The 17,742-nt window shown below is 57.4% G+C and carries 14 protein-coding genes; all 14 read left to right on the top strand.

What is annotated here, in order from left to right; all coding sequences use genetic code 11:
- Positions 1-36 precede the first annotated feature (36 nt).
- The 14 genes from ACFFSY_RS15145 (at position 37) to ACFFSY_RS15080 (ending at position 17,725) form a co-directional block, all read left to right on the top strand.
- Positions 37-855, top strand: coding sequence for a cytochrome C assembly family protein (locus ACFFSY_RS15145; protein ID WP_377495378.1), 819 nt, complete (start codon positions 37-39; stop codon positions 853-855).
- Complete coding sequence (locus ACFFSY_RS15140; RefSeq protein ID WP_377495376.1) at positions 855-1,556, top strand: precorrin-2 dehydrogenase/sirohydrochlorin ferrochelatase family protein; 702 nt, start codon at positions 855-857, stop codon at positions 1,554-1,556. The genes ACFFSY_RS15145 and ACFFSY_RS15140 overlap by 1 nt, the downstream gene beginning before the upstream one ends.
- Positions 1,553-2,518, top strand: coding sequence for a hydroxymethylbilane synthase (gene hemC, locus ACFFSY_RS15135; RefSeq protein WP_377495374.1), 966 nt, complete (start codon positions 1,553-1,555; stop codon positions 2,516-2,518). The genes ACFFSY_RS15140 and hemC overlap by 4 nt, the downstream gene beginning before the upstream one ends.
- 5 nt (positions 2,519-2,523) lie before the next feature.
- Complete coding sequence (gene cobA, locus ACFFSY_RS15130) at positions 2,524-4,086, top strand: uroporphyrinogen-III C-methyltransferase (protein WP_377495371.1); 1,563 nt, start codon at positions 2,524-2,526, stop codon at positions 4,084-4,086.
- A 19-nt stretch (positions 4,087-4,105) separates the two neighbouring features.
- Entirely contained in the window at positions 4,106-5,101 is a 996-nt protein-coding gene (gene hemB / locus ACFFSY_RS15125) for a porphobilinogen synthase (RefSeq protein WP_377495369.1), read from the top strand.
- A gap of 60 nt (positions 5,102-5,161) precedes the next feature.
- Positions 5,162-6,463, top strand: a complete 1,302-nt coding sequence (gene hemL, locus ACFFSY_RS15120; protein ID WP_377495367.1) for a glutamate-1-semialdehyde 2,1-aminomutase — start codon at positions 5,162-5,164, stop codon at positions 6,461-6,463.
- Between the two features lie 22 nt (positions 6,464-6,485).
- Complete coding sequence (locus ACFFSY_RS15115; RefSeq protein ID WP_377495365.1) at positions 6,486-7,454, top strand: RluA family pseudouridine synthase; 969 nt, start codon at positions 6,486-6,488, stop codon at positions 7,452-7,454.
- A gap of 191 nt (positions 7,455-7,645) precedes the next feature.
- Positions 7,646-9,106: a LysM peptidoglycan-binding domain-containing protein gene (locus ACFFSY_RS15110; RefSeq protein WP_377495363.1), complete on the top strand. Its 1,461-nt coding sequence runs from the start codon at positions 7,646-7,648 to the stop codon at positions 9,104-9,106.
- Positions 9,107-9,586: 480 nt separating this feature from the next.
- On the top strand, positions 9,587-12,247 hold the full coding sequence (locus ACFFSY_RS15105; protein WP_377495361.1) for a valine--tRNA ligase: 2,661 nt from the start codon (positions 9,587-9,589) through the stop codon (positions 12,245-12,247).
- A gap of 50 nt (positions 12,248-12,297) precedes the next feature.
- Complete coding sequence (locus ACFFSY_RS15100; protein WP_377495359.1) at positions 12,298-13,674, top strand: bifunctional folylpolyglutamate synthase/dihydrofolate synthase; 1,377 nt, start codon at positions 12,298-12,300, stop codon at positions 13,672-13,674.
- A 7-nt stretch (positions 13,675-13,681) separates the two neighbouring features.
- Positions 13,682-15,085 carry a UDP-N-acetylmuramate--L-alanine ligase gene (gene murC, locus ACFFSY_RS15095; protein WP_377495357.1) on the top strand — a complete coding sequence of 468 codons (1,404 nt, stop codon included), beginning with the start codon at positions 13,682-13,684 and terminating at the stop codon, positions 15,083-15,085.
- A 209-nt stretch (positions 15,086-15,294) separates the two neighbouring features.
- On the top strand, positions 15,295-16,746 hold the full coding sequence (locus ACFFSY_RS15090; RefSeq protein WP_377495355.1) for an SPOR domain-containing protein: 1,452 nt from the start codon (positions 15,295-15,297) through the stop codon (positions 16,744-16,746).
- A gap of 60 nt (positions 16,747-16,806) precedes the next feature.
- Positions 16,807-17,049: a DUF4321 domain-containing protein gene (locus ACFFSY_RS15085; protein ID WP_377495353.1), complete on the top strand. Its 243-nt coding sequence runs from the start codon at positions 16,807-16,809 to the stop codon at positions 17,047-17,049.
- Between the two features lie 43 nt (positions 17,050-17,092).
- Positions 17,093-17,725, top strand: coding sequence for a Maf family protein (locus ACFFSY_RS15080; RefSeq protein ID WP_377495351.1), 633 nt, complete (start codon positions 17,093-17,095; stop codon positions 17,723-17,725).
- The last annotated feature ends 17 nt before the right edge of the window (positions 17,726-17,742 follow it).

Raw genomic sequence — 17,742 nt, 5'->3', positions numbered from 1 at the left:
ACGCAATAGCCGAACCCGTAAGGCGTGGAGGCGCGTATGATTACAGAGAATTGGTTATATGATGCAATGTTATACATATACGCCCTGAGCCTGCTGTTTTACTTCTCCGATTTCGTAGATCGCAACCGGAGAGCGAAGCAGATGGGTACAGGGCTGCTTGTTTTCGTTTGGGTATTGCAGACCGCCTATTTGATCCAGCGTATCGTATCGCACTTGAATATGTCCTTTTTTAGTTTATTTGAATATTTGCTCTTATTCTCTTGGTTGCTCGTGACAATCTCGCTCGTGATGAACCGGTTTTTTCGAATCGAATTTATCGTGTTTTTCGTCAATGTGATCGGTTTTGCGGTGCTGGCGCTTAATATGTTCGGCATCGGCAGCGGGACGTCGCTCGAGCGTTGGGAGCTGGCACGCAAGCTGCTTTACGTACATGTCAGTCTTATGATTTGCGCGTACGCGGCCCTTACAATCGCGACGATTTTTGCAGGGATGTATTTGTTCTTGCACAGCAGGTTGAAGGGCAAGCAGTGGACCAAATCAGTACGGCGGCTTCCCAGTTTGGAACTGATTGACATCTACATGTACCGAAGCACGCTGATCGGCACGCCGCTGCTGGCCATGTCGCTGGCGGTTGCCGTCACATCGATTTTGACCGAGGGGCAATACGCCCTTCTATTCGATCTGAAAGTCATCGCGTCATTTATCTCGCTAGGCTTGTACATATGGACGGTGTTGAAGCGCCGCTGGCTGGATGGTCCAGGCTGGAAAATGGCACGCTGGAACTTGTATAGCTACGCTTTGTTATTCCTGAACGTCTTCCTTAATCAAGCATCTTCGTTCCACGGGTGGTCGTAATGGAGCGAGAGGGGAGTAAGAGAACCTATTATCCGCTATACCTCGATTTGTACGGCAAACGATGCATTGTTGTGGGTGGAGGTCAAATCGCGGAGCGCAAAACGCGCGGTCTGATCGAAGGTGGGGCGGACCGAGTTACGATCATAAGTCCGATCGTAACTCCAGGTCTAGCCAAGATGGCTGAACTGGGGTCTATCCGGTGGGAACGCAGGGAATACCAAGAAAAGGATGTAACCGGCGCGACGCTCGTGTTCGCAGCGACGGACAGTCGAACCGTTAACGAGAAGATCGTACGGGATGGGCGAGCTGCAGGTGCCTTACTTAATCAAGCGGACGAAGCGGCGGATGGCGACTTTATAGTGCCGGCGGCGGTGCGCAGAGGCGCGATGCTGCTGTCGGTGTCTACAGGAGGTATGAGCCCTACGCTAGCGATGCGCATCCGGGGAGAACTCGAACGCCGGTATGGCGAGCCGTACGCTTGGTGGATCGAGCGGCTTGGTGAACTTAGAAAGATAGTATTGAAAGAGGAAGGCATTGCGCAACAAGCGAAACGCGACATGCTGCGTGGCGCATCGGATGAAGCCGTGCTCGACTTGCAAGGCGAGCGACGATCCCCGCAGCGAGAAGAGGAAACGATAGAGGCGTGGATGAGCCGATTAGCTCGGCAGGCATGCCATGACGGAGGTTTGGACGGAACATGAACGAAACGAGAGCAGAACGCAAAACCATTATCGTCGGCACGCGCCAAAGCGCGCTTGCCCTTACCCAAACGGGACAAGTCATCGACCAGCTTCGCGCGTTATGCGAGAAGCACGGTCTTCCGTACGAGTTCGATATTCGCAAAATCATCACGAAGGGCGACCGCATTCTGGATGTCACGCTGTCCAAAGTCGGCGGCAAAGGATTGTTCGTGAAAGAAATTGAGGAAGCGCTGCTAAGCGGCGAAATCGACTTGGCGGTACATAGCATGAAGGACATGCCGTACGAGCTTCCGGATGGACTGATGAACGGCGCAATTCCACGCCGGGTAGATCCGCGCGACGCGATTATCGCCCGTGAAGGGTTAACGTTCGAGACGCTGCCGCAAGGCGCGAAAGTCGGCACGAGCAGTCTTCGCCGCGCAAGCCAGTTGAAGAATGCCCGGCCGGATATCGTGCTCGAGTCCATCCGCGGGAACATCGACACCCGGATCCGCAAGTTGGAGACGGAAGGGTTCGATGCGGTCGTATTGGCCGCAGCCGGTCTGAAGCGGATGGGGTGGGAGGATAAAATCTCGTCTTACGTGCCGGAGGATGTCTCCGTGCCCGCCGTCGGACAAGGTGCCCTCGGCATCGAATGCCGCGTGAACGACGAGCAGGTGCGCGAGCTGCTGGCACTGCTGAATGACCGCCAGACCGAATTGGCCGTCCGTGCGGAACGGACTTTCCTGGGGGCGTTGAATGGTGGCTGCCAAATCCCGATTGGCGCGTACGCGACGCTGGCGGAAGGAACGGACGGCGAAGCACCGCTTTTGACGATGACGGGCATTGTAGGGACGGCCGATGGCTCGGTGCTGCTCAAGGAAATCCGGCAAGGACGCGATCCGGAACAGCTCGGTCTCGAAGTGGCGGAAGCGCTTCGGGCCAAAGGAGCGGATCGTATTCTGGCCGAGCTTGAGGGTTAACCGGCATGAGCGCGGGGAGAGGGAGAGTATATCTGGTTGGAGCCGGGCCTGGCCATCCAAAGCTCATTACAGTTCGAGGACTAGAGTGCCTGCAGGCATCCGATGCGGTCGTATACGATCGGCTTGCCAGCCCGAGATTGCTTGCCAACCTGAAGCCGGATATTCAGCGCATCTACGTAGGCAAGCTCCCGGATCGCAATACGCTGGAGCAGGAGGAAATTAACCAGCTGCTTGTCGATTTGGCACATGAGGGCAAGATCGTCACGCGGTTGAAGGGCGGCGACCCGTCGATATTCGGCCGCGTGGCGGAAGAAGCGGAGCTGCTCGCGGCGAACGGGATCGAATTCGAGATCGTCCCTGGTATTTCATCGGCGATAGCCGCACCGGCTTATGCGGGCATTCCCGTTACCCATAGAGAACTGGCTTCGGCGGTGTCCGTTATCACCGGTCATGAGACTCCGGATAAAGAAGATCGGTCCGTGCAATGGGACAAGATCGCGCGCATGGATGGCACGCTCGTTATGCTGATGAGCGTCGCCAATATAGGCTACATAACCGAAGAGCTAATCCGAAATGGCAAAAGTCCGGATACGCCGGTTGCTGTCGTGCAATGGGGCACGACGCCGGATCAGCGGACGGTAACCGGAACGTTGGCGGATATCGAAGCGGTCGTTCGGAAGGAACGAGTTCGCCCGCCGGCGGTCATCGTCGTTGGCGAGGTCGTCCGCCAACGAGAGAAGATACAATGGGTGGAGCGACGTCCCTTGTTCGGCACGCGAGTTCTTATCACGCGCGCGCGCGCGCAAAGCAGCGATCTGGCCGACCGTATAGAGGCGCTTGGCGGAGAGCCATGCGAGTTCCCGGTGATCGAAACGCGGGAGCCGGTTGATCCGACCGTCGTGGCGGAGACAGAGACGGCGCTTCGCAAAGGGGACGAATACGACTGGATCATGTTTACGAGCGTGAACGGCGTGGACTATTTTTTTCGTTACTTGCAGCGCTACCGCATCGACATCAGACAGTTCCATCGGTCGCGCATTGCCGCGGTGGGGCCTAAGACGGCGGAAGCGCTCGAGAGGCGCGGTTTAGTCGTGGAGGCGCTGCCTGTGAAATTTCAAGCAGAAGGACTTCTCGAACGCTTGGCGGACGAACTCGTACCAGGCCAGCGCGTCTTGCTGCCTAGAGGCGATTTGGCCAGAGATATTTTGCCCAGAACGCTTGAAGCTCGCGGTCTAACGGCCATCGAGATCGATGTATACGAGACCGTCGCAGCCGACCGACAAGATGAGGGGACGCTCGAGTTGTTGAAGGCAGGAGCGATTGACGTCGTTACGTTCGCGAGCTCGTCGACGGTCACGAATCTGTTTGCCGTACTGCGGCGCATGGGCGTCGAGTCCCCGGCCCAGCTTCTGCAGAACGCTAGAATCGCGTGCATCGGGCCGGTCACGGCTCAGACTGCCATCGACGCAGGGCTTCAGGTTGACATCATGCCGGCGGATTCGACGATCGATTCGCTTATCGCAGCGATCGCGGCCGATCGCCTGGCCCCACAACCCTCACAAACCTAGAAGGAGGAACTCGAACAAAATGAGTTACCCAATTACAAGATTACGTCGTCTGCGCCGTACGCCGGCGCTTCGTCAACTGGTCAAAGAAACGATTTTGACGTCGAACGACTTTATTTATCCGATATTCGTGACGCACGGAACGGACATCAAGGCGGAAATTCCGTCGATGCCGGGCGTACACCACTTCTCCTTGGACCGGCTTAAGCCGGAGATCGACGCGGTCGTCGCAAGCGGCGTTCAATCCGTGCTGTTATTCGGCGTACCGGCCTCGAAAGATGCCGTCGGTTCTTCCGCTTATGACCATAACGGCATCGTGCAGGAAGCAACCCGCAAAGTGAAAGAATGGGCGCCAGAGCTTGTCGTCATTGCCGATACCTGCCTATGCGCCTACACCGACCACGGACATTGCGGCGTCATTCATCATGATCCGAGAACCGGTTACGCCGAGATCGACAACGATCCTTCGCTCGCGCTGCTGGTGAAGACGGCCGTGTCGCAAGCGGAAGCGGGGGCTGACATCATTGCCCCGTCGAATATGATGGACGGCTTCGTCTACGCGATCCGAGCGGGTCTTGACGAAGCAGGGTACGAGAACATTCCGATTATGTCGTATTCCGTCAAATACGCATCGGCGTTCTACGGCCCGTTCCGCGACGCCGCGCATTCGACGCCGCAATTCGGCGACCGGAAGACGTACCAGATGGATCCGGCAAACATACGCGAGGCGATGCGCGAAGCGGAAGCCGACGTACTCGAGGGCGCCGACATGCTGATGGTTAAGCCGGCGCTCGCATATCTGGACGTGCTGCGCATGGTGAAAGAGAATTTCGACCTGCCGCTCGTTGCATACAACGTTAGCGCGGAATACTCCATGGTCAAAGCGGCTGCGGCGAATGGCTGGGTGGACGAGCGCGCCGTCGTGCTGGAGACGTTGACGGGCATGAAACGCGCCGGTGCGGACCTCATTATTACCTATCACGCGCTGGATGCGGCGAAGTGGCTGCGCGGAGAGTAACTTCCATATCCAAGCTGGCATGAGACATGCCGGCAAATTACGAACAGGCAGGTGTCTACTATGAGCGAGAAGGGTCGCGCTAGATTGGATGAGCGTTCCAAAGCAGCTTTCGCCTCCGCCAAGGAGGTTATTCCGGGCGGCGTCAACTCACCGGTACGGGCATTCCGCTCCGTCGGTTTGACGCCGGTGTATATGGAACGCGGGGAAGGATACCGCGTCTATGATATCGACGGCAACAGCTATATCGATTACGTCGGTTCGTGGGGACCGCTGATTATGGGGCATGCCCACCCGGAAGTCGTCGAGGCAATTAAAAAGACGGCGGAGAAAGGGACAAGCTTCGGCGCGCCGACCGAGCTGGAGACGACGATGGCGAAGCTCGTGGCGGAGCGCGTGCCTTCCATTGATTTGGTGCGTATGGTCAATTCCGGCACGGAAGCGACGATGAGCGCGCTTCGTCTGGCGCGCGGCTATACGAAGCGCAGCATGATTTTGAAATTCGAAGGTTCGTATCATGGACATGCGGACAGCCTTCTGATCAAAGCGGGCTCCGGCGTCGCGACCCTTGGTCTGCCCGATAGCCCGGGCGTGCCGGAGAGCGTCGCGTCCCACACGCTGACGGTGCCCTACAACGACATCGAGTCCGTCAAGCTGGCGTTCGAGAAGTTCGGCGAGCAGATTGCCTGCGTTATCGTCGAACCAGTAGCGGGTAATATGGGCGTCGTGCCGCCGCTGCCGGGTTTCCTGCAAGGCTTGCGCGATATTACCGAGCAATTTGGCAGCCTGCTCATCTTCGACGAAGTCATGACCGGCTTCCGCGTTCACTTTAACTGCGCGCAAGGGCTGTACGGCATTACGCCGGATTTGACTTGTCTTGGCAAAGTCATCGGCGGCGGCTTGCCTGTGGGCGCTTACGGGGGCAAACGCGAAATTATGGAAATGATGGCCCCTTCAGGCCCAATCTATCAGGCGGGTACGTTGTCCGGCAATCCGCTTGCGATGGCTGCAGGCTACACGACGCTCAGTCTCTTGAAGCCAGAGACGTATGAGCATCTGGAGCGGATGGCCGTTCGTCTTCAGCGGGGTCTCCAGGGCAACGCGCAGAAGCATGGCATCGCGATGACGATCAACCGCGTCGGTTCCATGGTGTGTCCATTCTTCACGGACAAGCATGTCATCAATTACGAGACGGCCAAAACCGCCGATCTCGAGCGCTTCAAGGCGTATTTCGCCGCGATGCTGGAAGGCGGCATCAGCATCCCGCCTTCGCAATTCGAAGGCATGTTCATATCGGCGATTCACGACGAAGCGGCGATCGATGCGACGATCGCGGCGCATGACGAAGCGCTCCGCCGTCTATAAGCAAGGAGCGAGAGCAGAACCCATGAACATGACGAGCTTTAGACGTCAAGGGGAGTGGCTGGTCACGACTGTCGATGCCCTGAACGAGCAGGGCGCCTCGATCGACCCGGACCGCTACCCTCCTCTTCGGGCCGGCAGCCATCCGCACATCGTGCGACAGCGGCTGCTGGCTCTTGCTTTGTTTCCGGAGAAATGGGTCAATCGGCTGTTCTCCGTCGGCGGGATTCAATGCACGGATCAGTCGATTCTGCTAAGAGCGTTCGAACCAGCCGATAAACAGAAGGAGCTGTCCTACCGGCTTGCGCAGCTGCCTGCCGCCCATGAACGCTGCGAAGCGCCTGTTCTTTACGAAGATGATTGGTGCGTCGTATTCGACAAGCCCTCCGGCATGCCGGTCCATCCGAACGGCCCAGGCCACCGGGGCACGCTGGACGAAGCGGCCGCCCGGTATGCGCTGCTGCGCGGAGATCCGCTTCCGATGAAACATATCCACCGTCTGGACGACGATACGTCAGGTCCGGTGTTGTATGCCAAGAACGAGTTGGCCCAACTGAGGCTTGACGAATCGATGCGGGAGAAGCGGATCGATCGCGAATATGAAGCCATCGTGCAGGGGCAGTTGCGCAACTTTTCGGGCAAGATCGATGCGCCGATCGGCAAAGATCGTCACCACGGTGCGCGCCGCCGTGTCTCGCCGGGCGGCGATCATGCCGTCACCCATTATGAAGTGGTTCGACAAGGCTCCGGTTGGGCCAGGCTTCGCTTGCGCCTGGAGACGGGCCGAACGCATCAAATCCGCGTGCATATGAGCCATATCGGCCATCCGCTTGCGGGCGATGATCTCTACGGCGGGCGTACGGAGGTCATCAGGCATCAGGCGCTTCGCGGAGCCAGACTGACGTTCCCGCATCCGTTTACCGGCGATCCGGTGCAGGTTGATTGTCCTGAACCGGCGTGGTTCTCGTCGCTGGCGGCCAAGCTCGCCTTGTAGCAAGAGTTCGATAAGTCGACAATTCAGCACCGGGAGGCCCCGTGATTTGCATCGTGATCAATTGGCGACTTCTTGAACAACCTCTATATAGAGGCAAAATCGTAGTCATGCCCGCCTCCTCCTAACCATATAGTGAATAGGGAAGATAGCTGTATCCAAGCTGTTTAGGAGGGGAAAGGAGGACGAGACGCTTGTCTAACCAAACGAACGGACTACGGTTTGACGTTTATGAGCGCGTGCATTTGCCAGATGACGTATTGGGCATCGACGAGTTGGAAGAGATTGAGCTCGTGCCGCGTATACAAGTGATCAGGCAAGGCGAGCAGGTGCTGCTCAAAGGCCATCTGCTGCTTTCCGGTGTTTACCGTTCGAGCAACGGCCGGGCGGATGCGCAGTCGCTCGAACATTGGATCCCGGTCGAGATTACGCTGCCGCTCAATCGGGTGAGCCGTCTGGACGACATTTCGGTCGAAATCGATAACTTTGACGTCGACCTGCTGTCGGCCCGTACGCTGAACATTACGGGCGTATTATCGCTGCTTGGGATCGAGCTGGAACCGGCCAATCAAGCGGAGTCGTGGCGGGAGGAGCCTTATACGGTCGTACATGAACGGTCGCTCCATGAGGATGGTGAAGCGGGACAGGCGGAGCCCGCCCTGGACAATCGCTACTACGACAATTGGGCGGCTTCGGAACAAGCCGAGCAGTTCAAGGTAGCGGAAGCACGCGAGATCGCCGAACGCGAAGCCAGGGAGGCGGCGCTGCGGGCAGCCGCGGAAGAAGAGGCGCGCGAGGCGGAGCGAGCGCAAGAACGGCAGCACGAGCTCTGGCGCCAACAAGAAGCGATCATCGCCCAGCAGCGTGAACGGGAAGAGGAGGAAACCCGGGAGGCGATTGCACAAATCGAGCGGGAGGCTGCCGAGCAGCGCGAACGGGAAGAGCAGGAGACCCGGGAGGCGATCGCCCAGATCGAGCGAGAGGCCGCCGAGCAGCGCGAACGCGAAGCCCAGCAGGCGGAACGGGAGGCGCGGGAGGAGCGCGAACGGGAAGAAGCGGCCAGAGCGGAGATCGAACTGGCGCAGACGAGCGGTCAGGACGAGCAACTAGAAGCGGATCTGAACCGGCCGGCCGAAACGGTGTTCACGCCGTTCCTGTCCGAAGAGGTCGCGCAAGCCGAAGACCAGCGCGCTGAAGCGCAGGAATCCGGCGAACAACCGGTCGAGGAAGTTGCGCGCGCAGTCGAAGACGCCGATCAATCGCGTAAAGAGCCACGAGTAGCCGTTAACGCCAAGCCGCTTCAAGACAGTCCAGAGCAGCCCGAGCGGGCAAGCGGAGTCGGAATCGGCTTCCGCTCGATCCTCCATTCTAGCCAGCGGGAACAGGAAGCGAGGGCGGCTGCGGAGTTAAGCGCGAAGCGCGCGGCCGAAGAAGCCAGACGCGCGTCCGCGGACGAGATCGAATGGAAGAGCTTGTTCTTGAACCGGACTAGTGAGCAGAATGCATTCCGCAAAGTGCGGATGGCGATCGTGCAGCGGGAGGATACGCTCGATTCGATCGCCGACCGCTATCAGCTGCAGGCGCGCGAAATCGCCCTTTACAATAGGCTGAACGATCAAAGCGTGACCGAAGGCCAGGTGCTCTATATTCCATAAGTCCGATAACCCTTGTAGAGAGCGGCGCTTTCTGCAAGGGTTTTTTGTTGAAACGGTACCAACGCCTGATCCTACCGCCCATCCGGGTTGACTGTTGGAATTAATAACGTGTATGATAAAGGGTATACGGAAATACTTTCTTCTAACGACGTTGAAGGGGAAGAGTGACAGCAGCGCTTTCAGAGAGCGGAACCGTTAATTGCTGCGAGGTTCTGCAAGAGGCTTAATGTTACAGGTCGCCCCGGAGTTGCCTTTATGAGCGTTGACCCGCAAGGTTCTTCGTTAGTAGGGGCCGGGCGCAGCCGTTACCTGCATGAAGTGTCGCGCAGCGGGAGATAGATTCGCACGCGAAACAAAGGTGGTACCGCGGAAGCAAAACCTTTCGTCCTTTGCAAGAAGGACGAAAGGTTTATTTTATTTTCGGCAAGGGCGGCTGGATGACCAACTGGCGCATTGCAACATTACTGGAGGTAGAATCTCATGTCTGACAAAGCAACGGGCACATCGATGCCGACGACCTATGATCCGAAGTCGGCCGAAGCGAAGTGGTACGATTTCTGGATGAAGGGTAATTTCTTCGAAGCGGGCACAAGACCGGACGCACCGGCCTATACGATCGTCATCCCGCCGCCGAACGTGACCGGGATGCTGCATATCGGCCATGCGCTGGACTGTACGCTGCAGGATATTTTGATCCGCACGAAACGCATGCAGGGCTATGACGCGCTCTGGCTGCCAGGCAGCGATCACGCGGGTATCGCTACGCAGACGAAGGTGGAGCAGAAGCTGCGGGAGGAAGGCGTGTCCCGTTATGATCTGGGCCGCGAGAACTTCCTGGAACGCGTATGGGAGTGGAAGGAGCTCTACAATGACAAGATCCATGCCCAATGGGCGAAGATGGGCTTCTCCTTGGACTATTCCCGCGAGCGCTTCACGCTGGATGAAGGTCTGTCGAAGGCGGTTCGCGAAGTATTCGTCCGTCTCTATGACAAGGGATTAATCTACCGCGGCAAAAAAATCATCAACTGGGATCCGGCTGCCCGTACGGCGCTGTCGGATATCGAGGTGGAATACAAAGAGGTGAACGGCAGCCTCTATCATCTGCAATATCCGCTCAAGGACGGCAGCGGCTATCTGACAGTCGCGACCACCCGTCCGGAGACGATGCTCGGGGATACGGCAGTCGCCGTGCATCCGGAGGACGAGCGCTATAAGCACTTGATCGGACAACTGCTCGTGCTGCCTATCGTCGGACGCGAGATTCCGATTATCGGCGACGAATACGTCGAGAAGGACTTCGGCTCCGGTGCGGTCAAGATTACGCCGGCTCACGACCCGAACGACTTCGAAGTCGGTCTTCGCCACAATCTTCCGCAGATCGTCGTCATGGACGAGAGCGGGGTCATGAACGAAGAAGCCGGACCATACCAAGGCATGGATCGCGCTGATTGCCGCAAGCAAATCGTAGCGGATTTGAAGGAACAGGGCGTCTGCGTCAAGATCGAGGAACACGTTCACCAAGTTGGCCACAGCGAGCGAAGCGGCGCCGTCGTCGAGCCGTACTTGTCCACGCAATGGTTCGTCGCCATGAAGCCGCTGGCGGATCAAGCTATTGAGGCGCAGCGCACGGGTAAAGGCGCGAATTTCGTTCCAGATCGTTTCGGACGTACCTATCTGCAATGGATGGAGAACGTGCGAGACTGGTGTATTTCCCGCCAGCTGTGGTGGGGACATCGAATTCCGGCTTGGTACTGCGATTCCTGCGGCGAGATGCACGTTTCCCGAGAAGATTTGACCGTCTGCGGCAAATGCGGCGGAGCGGATCTGCGTCAGGACGAAGACGTGCTGGATACGTGGTTCAGCTCAGCTTTGTGGCCGTTCTCCACGCTCGGCTGGCCTGAAGCTACAGCGGACCTGAAGCGTTACTACCCGACATCGGTACTCGTAACGGGTTACGATATCATTCCGTTCTGGGTGTCGCGCATGATTTTCCAAGGGCTCGAATTCACAGGGGAAATGCCGTTTAAGGATGTCTTGATTCACGGTCTCGTCCGCGACGAGCAAGGCCGCAAAATGTCCAAATCGCTCGGCAACGGCGTCGATCCGTTCGACGTCATCGAAAAGTACGGCGCGGATGCGATGCGCTTCATGCTTGCGACAGGCAGCACGCCGGGGCAAGATTTGCGTTTTCGCTGGGAGCGGGTCGAACAAGCGCGCAACTTCGCGAACAAAATTTGGAACGCGTCCCGATTCGCGCTCATGAACTTGGAAGGCGTCGAGGCAGCCGACATCGATATTACCGGCAAATTAGGCACGGCGGACAAGTGGATTTTGCATCGTCTGAACGAAACGGCGCGCGAAGTCACCCGTCTGATTGACAGCTACGAGTTCGGCGAAACAGGCCGTCAGTTGTACAATTTCATCTGGGACGACTTGTGCGACTGGTACATCGAGTTTGCGAAGCTGAACCTGTACGGTGCCGACGAAGAAGCGAAGCGTGCCACGCAATCGGTGCTGGCTTACGTGCTGGATCGCACGCAGCGCTTGATTCATCCGTTCATGCCGTTCATCTCCGAGGAAATTTGGCAGCATCTGCCGCATGAAGGCGAGTCGATCACGGTCGCTTCCTGGCCGACGTACGATGAAGCGCTAGAGGCGCCGGAAGCGGTGCGCGAGATGGAGCTGCTGATGGAGCTTATTCGCGCCGTTCGCAATATCCGCGCCGAAGTGAACGTACCGATGAGCAAGAAGATCGAGCTGTTGATCAAGCCGAAGACCGAGGCCGAAGCTGCGATTCTCGGCCGCAACGATGAGTTCGTCAGCCGGTTCTGCGGCACGTCTAAGCTTACGATCGATCTGTCCCTAAGCGCGCCAGATAAAGCGATGACCGCAGTCGTCACCGGCGCGGAATTGTACTTCCCGCTTGCGGGTTTGATCGATATTTCGCAAGAAATCGCCCGTCTGGAGAAAGAAATCCAGACGCTGAACGCCGAAGTCGAGCGCGTCGAGAAGAAGCTTGCCAACGAAGGCTTCGTGGCGAAGGCGCCAGCCAAGGTCATTGAGGAAGAGAAGGCGAAGATGGCTGATTACGCAGAGAAACGCAGCGTCGTTCAGGCGCGTCTGGCCGAGCTGCGCGCTTAAGCGCGCAGCTGTCAGCAACGTTCAATCGAGAGCAGGAAGAAGGACTAGCGATGAGTAATCAAGAGATGCAATTCGCCGCGGGACCGCTCGCGTCCTACGAAGAGGCCAGAGACTGGATCGAAGGCTTGGTGCCGTTTGGGATCCGTCCGGGTCTAGAGCGCGTCGAACGGTTAATGGAAGCATTCGGCAATCCACACCGGCGGCTTAAATTCATACATGTGGCGGGCACGAACGGCAAAGGTTCGGTTTGCGCCTTTTTAACCAGCGTCCTGCAAAAAAGCGGGTACGACGTAGGGACGTTCACGTCTCCTTATATCACGAAGTTCACGAACCGCTTCCAATATAACGGCGCCGATATCCCGGAAGAGACGCTGCTTGAACTGGCCAACAGAATTAAGCCGCAGGTGGAAGCGATCGCCGCGACCGAGCTGGGCTCACCGTCGATGTTCGAGGTCGCGACGACGCTTGCGATCCTTTACTATGGCACTGTGGCTTATCCCGATTACGTCGTCTGGGAGACGGGATTGGGCGGCAGACTCGACGTGACGAATATCGTCGTGCCGGTCGTGTCGGTCATCACGAACGTCGGACACGACCATATGGATATATTGGGCGATACGTTAACAGCTGTTGCGCGCGAGAAAGCGGGCATCATCAAGCCGGGCGTACCGGTCATCTCGGCGGTCAGTCAACCGGATGTGGTGGAAGTCATCAAGGAGTCGGCCGCGTCCCGCAATAGCTCGCTCTATTTACTGGGTGAACAGTTCCATGAACGGAACGGAAGCGCCGCTGATGGTGAGCAAGCGTTCCGGTTCGAAGGCCCGTTCCGCGCAATCGACCCGCTGACGATTACCCTGCAAGGAGCGCATCAGCGGACGAACGCGGCCGTGGCTGTCATGACATTGGAAGTGCTGCGCCAGTACTATGCACTGATTGTGGAGGATGAGGATCTGCGAGAAGGGCTCCAGCGGGCGGCATGGCCGGGCAGACTGGAACTCGTGCAGCAATCGCCGAGGTTGCTGTTGGACGGGGCCCATAATCCCGAAGGCGCCGAAGCGCTGGCTGCCGCGCTCAAGAGCGGATACGCGAGTGACGGGCTGCATGTAATGATGGGCATGATGGCAAATAAGAATCATCATGACACCTTGCGGCATATACTACCTCTAGTGGATACGCTTGTCGTGACCGAGCCTGATTTTCGCAAAGCGATGCCTGCACAGGAGCTGGCTGAGCTCGCGCAGCGGTTGAAAGAAGAGAGCGGGTTTTCGTTCGAGCTGATCGTCGAGCCGGATTGGAAGGCGGCGCTTGCGCGGCTTCAATCGCTGACAGGCGAATCCGACCTGGCGGTGGTGACCGGAACGCTTTATCTAATAGCCGATGTCCGCTCCCGGCTGCTCTACAATATGGAATCTGAAAAAGGTTGGTGAACCGTCTTTGAATACGGCAGAACACGTACATTTCATCGGAATCGGCGGTTACGGCATGAGCGCCATCGCGCGAGTCATGCTGGAAATGGGGTACAAAGTTACGGGCTCCGACGTCGCGAGAGCGGAGCTGACGGAGAAGCTGGCGGCCAAAGGCGCGAGCATATTTATCGGACATGAAGCAGAGCATGTGAGAGGCGCGGACCTGGTCGTCTATTCGACCGCGCTCGCTCGCGACAACGTGGAGCGCAAGGCGGCGGAAGATCTGAACATTCCGATCCTGCACCGGGCGCAAATGCTGGCTCGGCTGATGAACAATGGCAAGGGGGTTGCGGTCGCCGGCGCACACGGCAAAACGACGACCTCTTCCATGATCGCGCTCGTGATGGAAAACTGCCAGCTTGACCCTACTTACATCATCGGCGGTGAAATCGTCAACGTCGGCACGAACGCAAAGGCGGGCAAGGGCGATTATGTTGTCGCGGAGGCGGATGAGAGCGACGGTTCTTTCCTTCAATATCATCCCTCGGTTGCGATCGTCACGAACATCGAGCCGGATCACCTGGAGAATTATGACGGCGATTTCGGCAAGTTGAAGGCAGCTTACGTACAGTTCTTGAGCCAGGTCAAACAAGATGGCAAGGCGATCGTCTGTCTGGATGACGAGACGATCCGTGAGTTGCTGCCGCAAGTGCAGAGCGGAGCACTTGGCAATGACGGATTGCTGACTTATGCAATTGACCGACTGGACGCCCAATATACGGCATCCAATTTGGCGCTTGGCGACCGTAAAGTGTCCTTCGACATGAGTCATAATGGCGAATTGCTCGGCACCGTTCATCTATCCGTCCCCGGACGGCATAACGTGTATAATGCGATGGCAACCATCATTACTTGTCTCGAAGCCGGTGTGCCGTTCGGACAGATCGCCGAGGCGATCGTAGAGTTCCGCGGCGCGAAGCGCAGATTCCAGGTGCTCGGCGAAGTGAACGATATTCTCGTTATCGACGACTACGCGCACCATCCGACGGAGATCCAAGCGACGATCAGCGCGGCCAAGGCGACGGGCAAACGCATTATCGCGGTATTTCAGCCGCAGCGCTATACAAGAACATATTTCCTGCTGGAACAGTTCAGCCGGGCGTTCCCCGAGGCGGATGAGGTCATCATCACCGATATTTACTCGCCAGCTGGCGAGAAGCAGATCGAAGGCGTCACCTCGCAGAAATTAGTGGAGCTGATCGTGAAGAACAGCAATTCGAACACGTCGTATATCCCGACGAAGGAAGAGGTCCAGCGTGTGCTTGCAGAACGGATTCAACCTGGCGATCTCGTCATTACGATGGGCGCGGGAGACATCTGGAAAGCGGCCGATGGTCTGGCCAAACAACTGCGCGCTAAATACGACGCATAATGAGAACCGGTTTCGTTCGCTATGGCGGATGGACCGGTTTTTTTGCGTGCGAAAATACGACATGCCCAAAACGAAATGGGACGCTGCCTCGTTATAAGGTATGCGCGCGTGATTCGGCTTTCGAACGGTTCGCCGGTGGACCGGTTCTAAATCTCTTAAAATCCCCATACTCTAGCAATATAGAAGAACGCGGACAAGGAGAGAGGGACATGACTACGAAAGCACGCATCACATACCGATTCGACAAAGATCACGGAGCGCTCCAGCAGCGCCAGCCGCTGCAGGCGGAGCCGACGACTCCGCCGAACGTTATGCCTTTCTTCCGGGAAGAAATGTCGTTTGCGCGGCAGACGGAGTGGAAGAGCCCGTTCCAAGACGATGCGTCGGCATTGGAGCAATTGATCCGAGACTCAGATGGACCGGCTCCCTTGCGGGCCAATCAGCGGTCTAGCGTACAGAGTGAGTTGTATGGCGTAGATGCGAGCTTCCCGGTAGTTCCGGCGTATCCCAATGAGCCTGAGCTGCCTCCGGAGCCAGTTGACCAAGTCGATGACGAGACGATGAACATAGAGCTTGGAGATGAACGGCTCGAACATCATGCCAGAACAATTCCGATCAAGACGGACGATAAACCGCCGGCGGCTGCGAATGTAATAGAGGTTCCGGAAGGACCGTTCATCGATCCTAGGTTGCTGCTGGAGGACGAGAAGCGTCGCGGCACCTTTGCCACATCGCGGGCGACGGTTTATCGGTCGAATCAAGGGCCTTCCTGGTTGAAAGTGTTCGCATCCGTAGCCGGGGCGGTTGCGACGGGAGCGTTGTTCGGCTATATGGCGCTCTCGCTCTTCACGGGAAGCGAACCGTCTGGACAGCCGGACGTTCCGACCCAGTCACAGCAGGGCGCGCAGATGAATTCCGGCGGTACAGCGGCCAATGCACTGGGGAGCACCGCGCAGTCGGCGGGAACTAAGCAGGATGCGAGCTCTGATAGCTCAAGCGGTATTGCGAATGTCGGAATCACGGGGGAAGCCGCGAAGTCAGGCAAGTTGATTTCGCTGGAGGTCCCGCCGGTCACGTACATGATGCTTCAATACGGCGTATTCAGCGGCAAGGAAGGAATGGAAGCCGCGGTGAAGGAGCTGCAGGGCAAAGGCTTGGCGGCGGCCGCCGTGGCGACTGGCAAGGATTATCGCGTCTATGCCGGCATGTCGTCAGACCGCGGCCAAGCTGAAGCGCTGCAAGCCGTGCTACCGGATCTTCAGCTATATGTTAAGCCGATTGAAGTCGCTGGCCTAACACAGCTTCCTTATAACGGTAAAGCGGAGACCGCGCAATCATTCTTCGCGCTTCAAGCCAATTTGTTGGAGCAGCTCGATCGGTACGCATCGGACCGATTAGAAGGTGCCCAACCAGATGCGAAGGTCTGGAGGGCGGCCTACGAGAAGTGGGCCAAGGCCGTACCTGGCATGGAAGCGTCCATAACGGATCAGACGGGATTAACGGCGATGAAAGAACTTAAAGAGACGTTAGCCCAAGCGGCAAATGCAGCCACTCAGTACGGGAAACAACCGGATGAGGCGCAGCTGTGGGCGGTTCAGTCTTCGCTCATGGACGCGGTCTTTATTCTTCAGGCTTGGTTTGCGTCCACGAATGCATTGTAAGCAATAGGTTCATCGCGTATAATGATGGGTGTGTCAAATTATGGCGAGGGACGTAAGAAGATGAAGAAAAATATATGGATACTTCTGTTGTTTATCCTGATTGGACTGCTATCCGGCGCGCTCGTCTCGCGATGGCTGCAAGCCGTGCCCGGACTCGATTTTCTAACGAAATCCTATCCGATAACATGGTCGCCGGCCGCCGATCTGCTCATTCTCAGTTATGATCTGACGATTAAGCTCGACGTTAGTCTTATCAGCGTCATCGGACTTATTGTGGCAATTTGGTTATACCGGAAAATGTAGGGAAGCATAATGAATATACAGCTGTCCAAGGAGTGCTTGATCGATGGTCGCATATGATCACAAGAAGGATACAGCCGTACGCCGGCTTGTGCTGGCGTCATCTTCACCGCGCCGGCGGGAACTGGTCGCATCGCTCGGCCTCTCCCTGCCGGTTCTCATTTTGTCGCCCGATGTGGACGAATCGACGCCGCCGGATTGGACGCCGGTTCAGATCGTGGAGCAGCTTGCGCTGCTTAAAGCGCGCGCGGCCCGGTCGCTGCTTGCGGAGGACGAGGACCGGAATGCCGTTATCGTCGGCGCTGATACGATCGTTGTGCTTGGCGGCGAAGTGATGGGCAAGCCGAAGGACGAATCGGACGCATTTCGGATGTTGAATCTGCTACAATCGCAGGATCATGAAGTTTATTCGGGCGTCGCTTGCGTGCATGCCGACGACAAGTCGCGAGAAGCGGTCTCGCATCGGATGACCCGCGTTCGGATGAAACCGCTCGGCGCGGATCAGATTCGACGGTATATCGCAAGCGGCGAACCGATGGACAAAGCGGGCAGTTATGCCATCCAAGGGCTTGGGGCTACGATTGTGGAACGGATTGACGGATGTTATTTCAACGTGGTAGGATTGCCGCTGTCGCTGCTGTCGGATATGTTGGCCGAGTTCGGCGTCGAGGTATTCTAACGCGAACCAGCCTATCA

Source organism: Paenibacillus aurantiacus, from assembly GCF_042431225.1.
Lineage (GTDB): Bacteria > Bacillota > Bacilli > Paenibacillales > Paenibacillaceae > Paenibacillus_Z > Paenibacillus_Z aurantiacus.
Note: the sequence above shows the minus strand (reverse complement) of the source record. Positions and strands in the feature narration are given on the sequence as shown.

Bases quoted from the DNA above. Each gene is read 5' to 3' on its own strand.
- ACFFSY_RS15145 (WP_377495378.1), top strand. From the start codon at position 37: ATGATTACAGAGAATTGGTTATATGATGCAATGTTATACATATACGCC.
- ACFFSY_RS15140 (WP_377495376.1), top strand. From the start codon at position 855: ATGGAGCGAGAGGGGAGTAAGAGAACCTATTATCCGCTATACCTCGAT.
- hemC (WP_377495374.1), top strand. From the start codon at position 1,553: ATGAACGAAACGAGAGCAGAACGCAAAACCATTATCGTCGGCACGCGC.
- cobA (WP_377495371.1), top strand. From the start codon at position 2,524: ATGAGCGCGGGGAGAGGGAGAGTATATCTGGTTGGAGCCGGGCCTGGC.
- hemB (WP_377495369.1), top strand. From the start codon at position 4,106: ATGAGTTACCCAATTACAAGATTACGTCGTCTGCGCCGTACGCCGGCG.
- hemL (WP_377495367.1), top strand. From the start codon at position 5,162: ATGAGCGAGAAGGGTCGCGCTAGATTGGATGAGCGTTCCAAAGCAGCT.
- ACFFSY_RS15115 (WP_377495365.1), top strand. From the start codon at position 6,486: ATGAACATGACGAGCTTTAGACGTCAAGGGGAGTGGCTGGTCACGACT.
- ACFFSY_RS15105 (WP_377495361.1), top strand. From the start codon at position 9,587: ATGTCTGACAAAGCAACGGGCACATCGATGCCGACGACCTATGATCCG.
- ACFFSY_RS15100 (WP_377495359.1), top strand. From the start codon at position 12,298: ATGAGTAATCAAGAGATGCAATTCGCCGCGGGACCGCTCGCGTCCTAC.
- ACFFSY_RS15090 (WP_377495355.1), top strand. From the start codon at position 15,295: ATGACTACGAAAGCACGCATCACATACCGATTCGACAAAGATCACGGA.
- ACFFSY_RS15085 (WP_377495353.1), top strand. From the start codon at position 16,807: ATGAAGAAAAATATATGGATACTTCTGTTGTTTATCCTGATTGGACTG.
- ACFFSY_RS15080 (WP_377495351.1), top strand. From the start codon at position 17,093: ATGGTCGCATATGATCACAAGAAGGATACAGCCGTACGCCGGCTTGTG.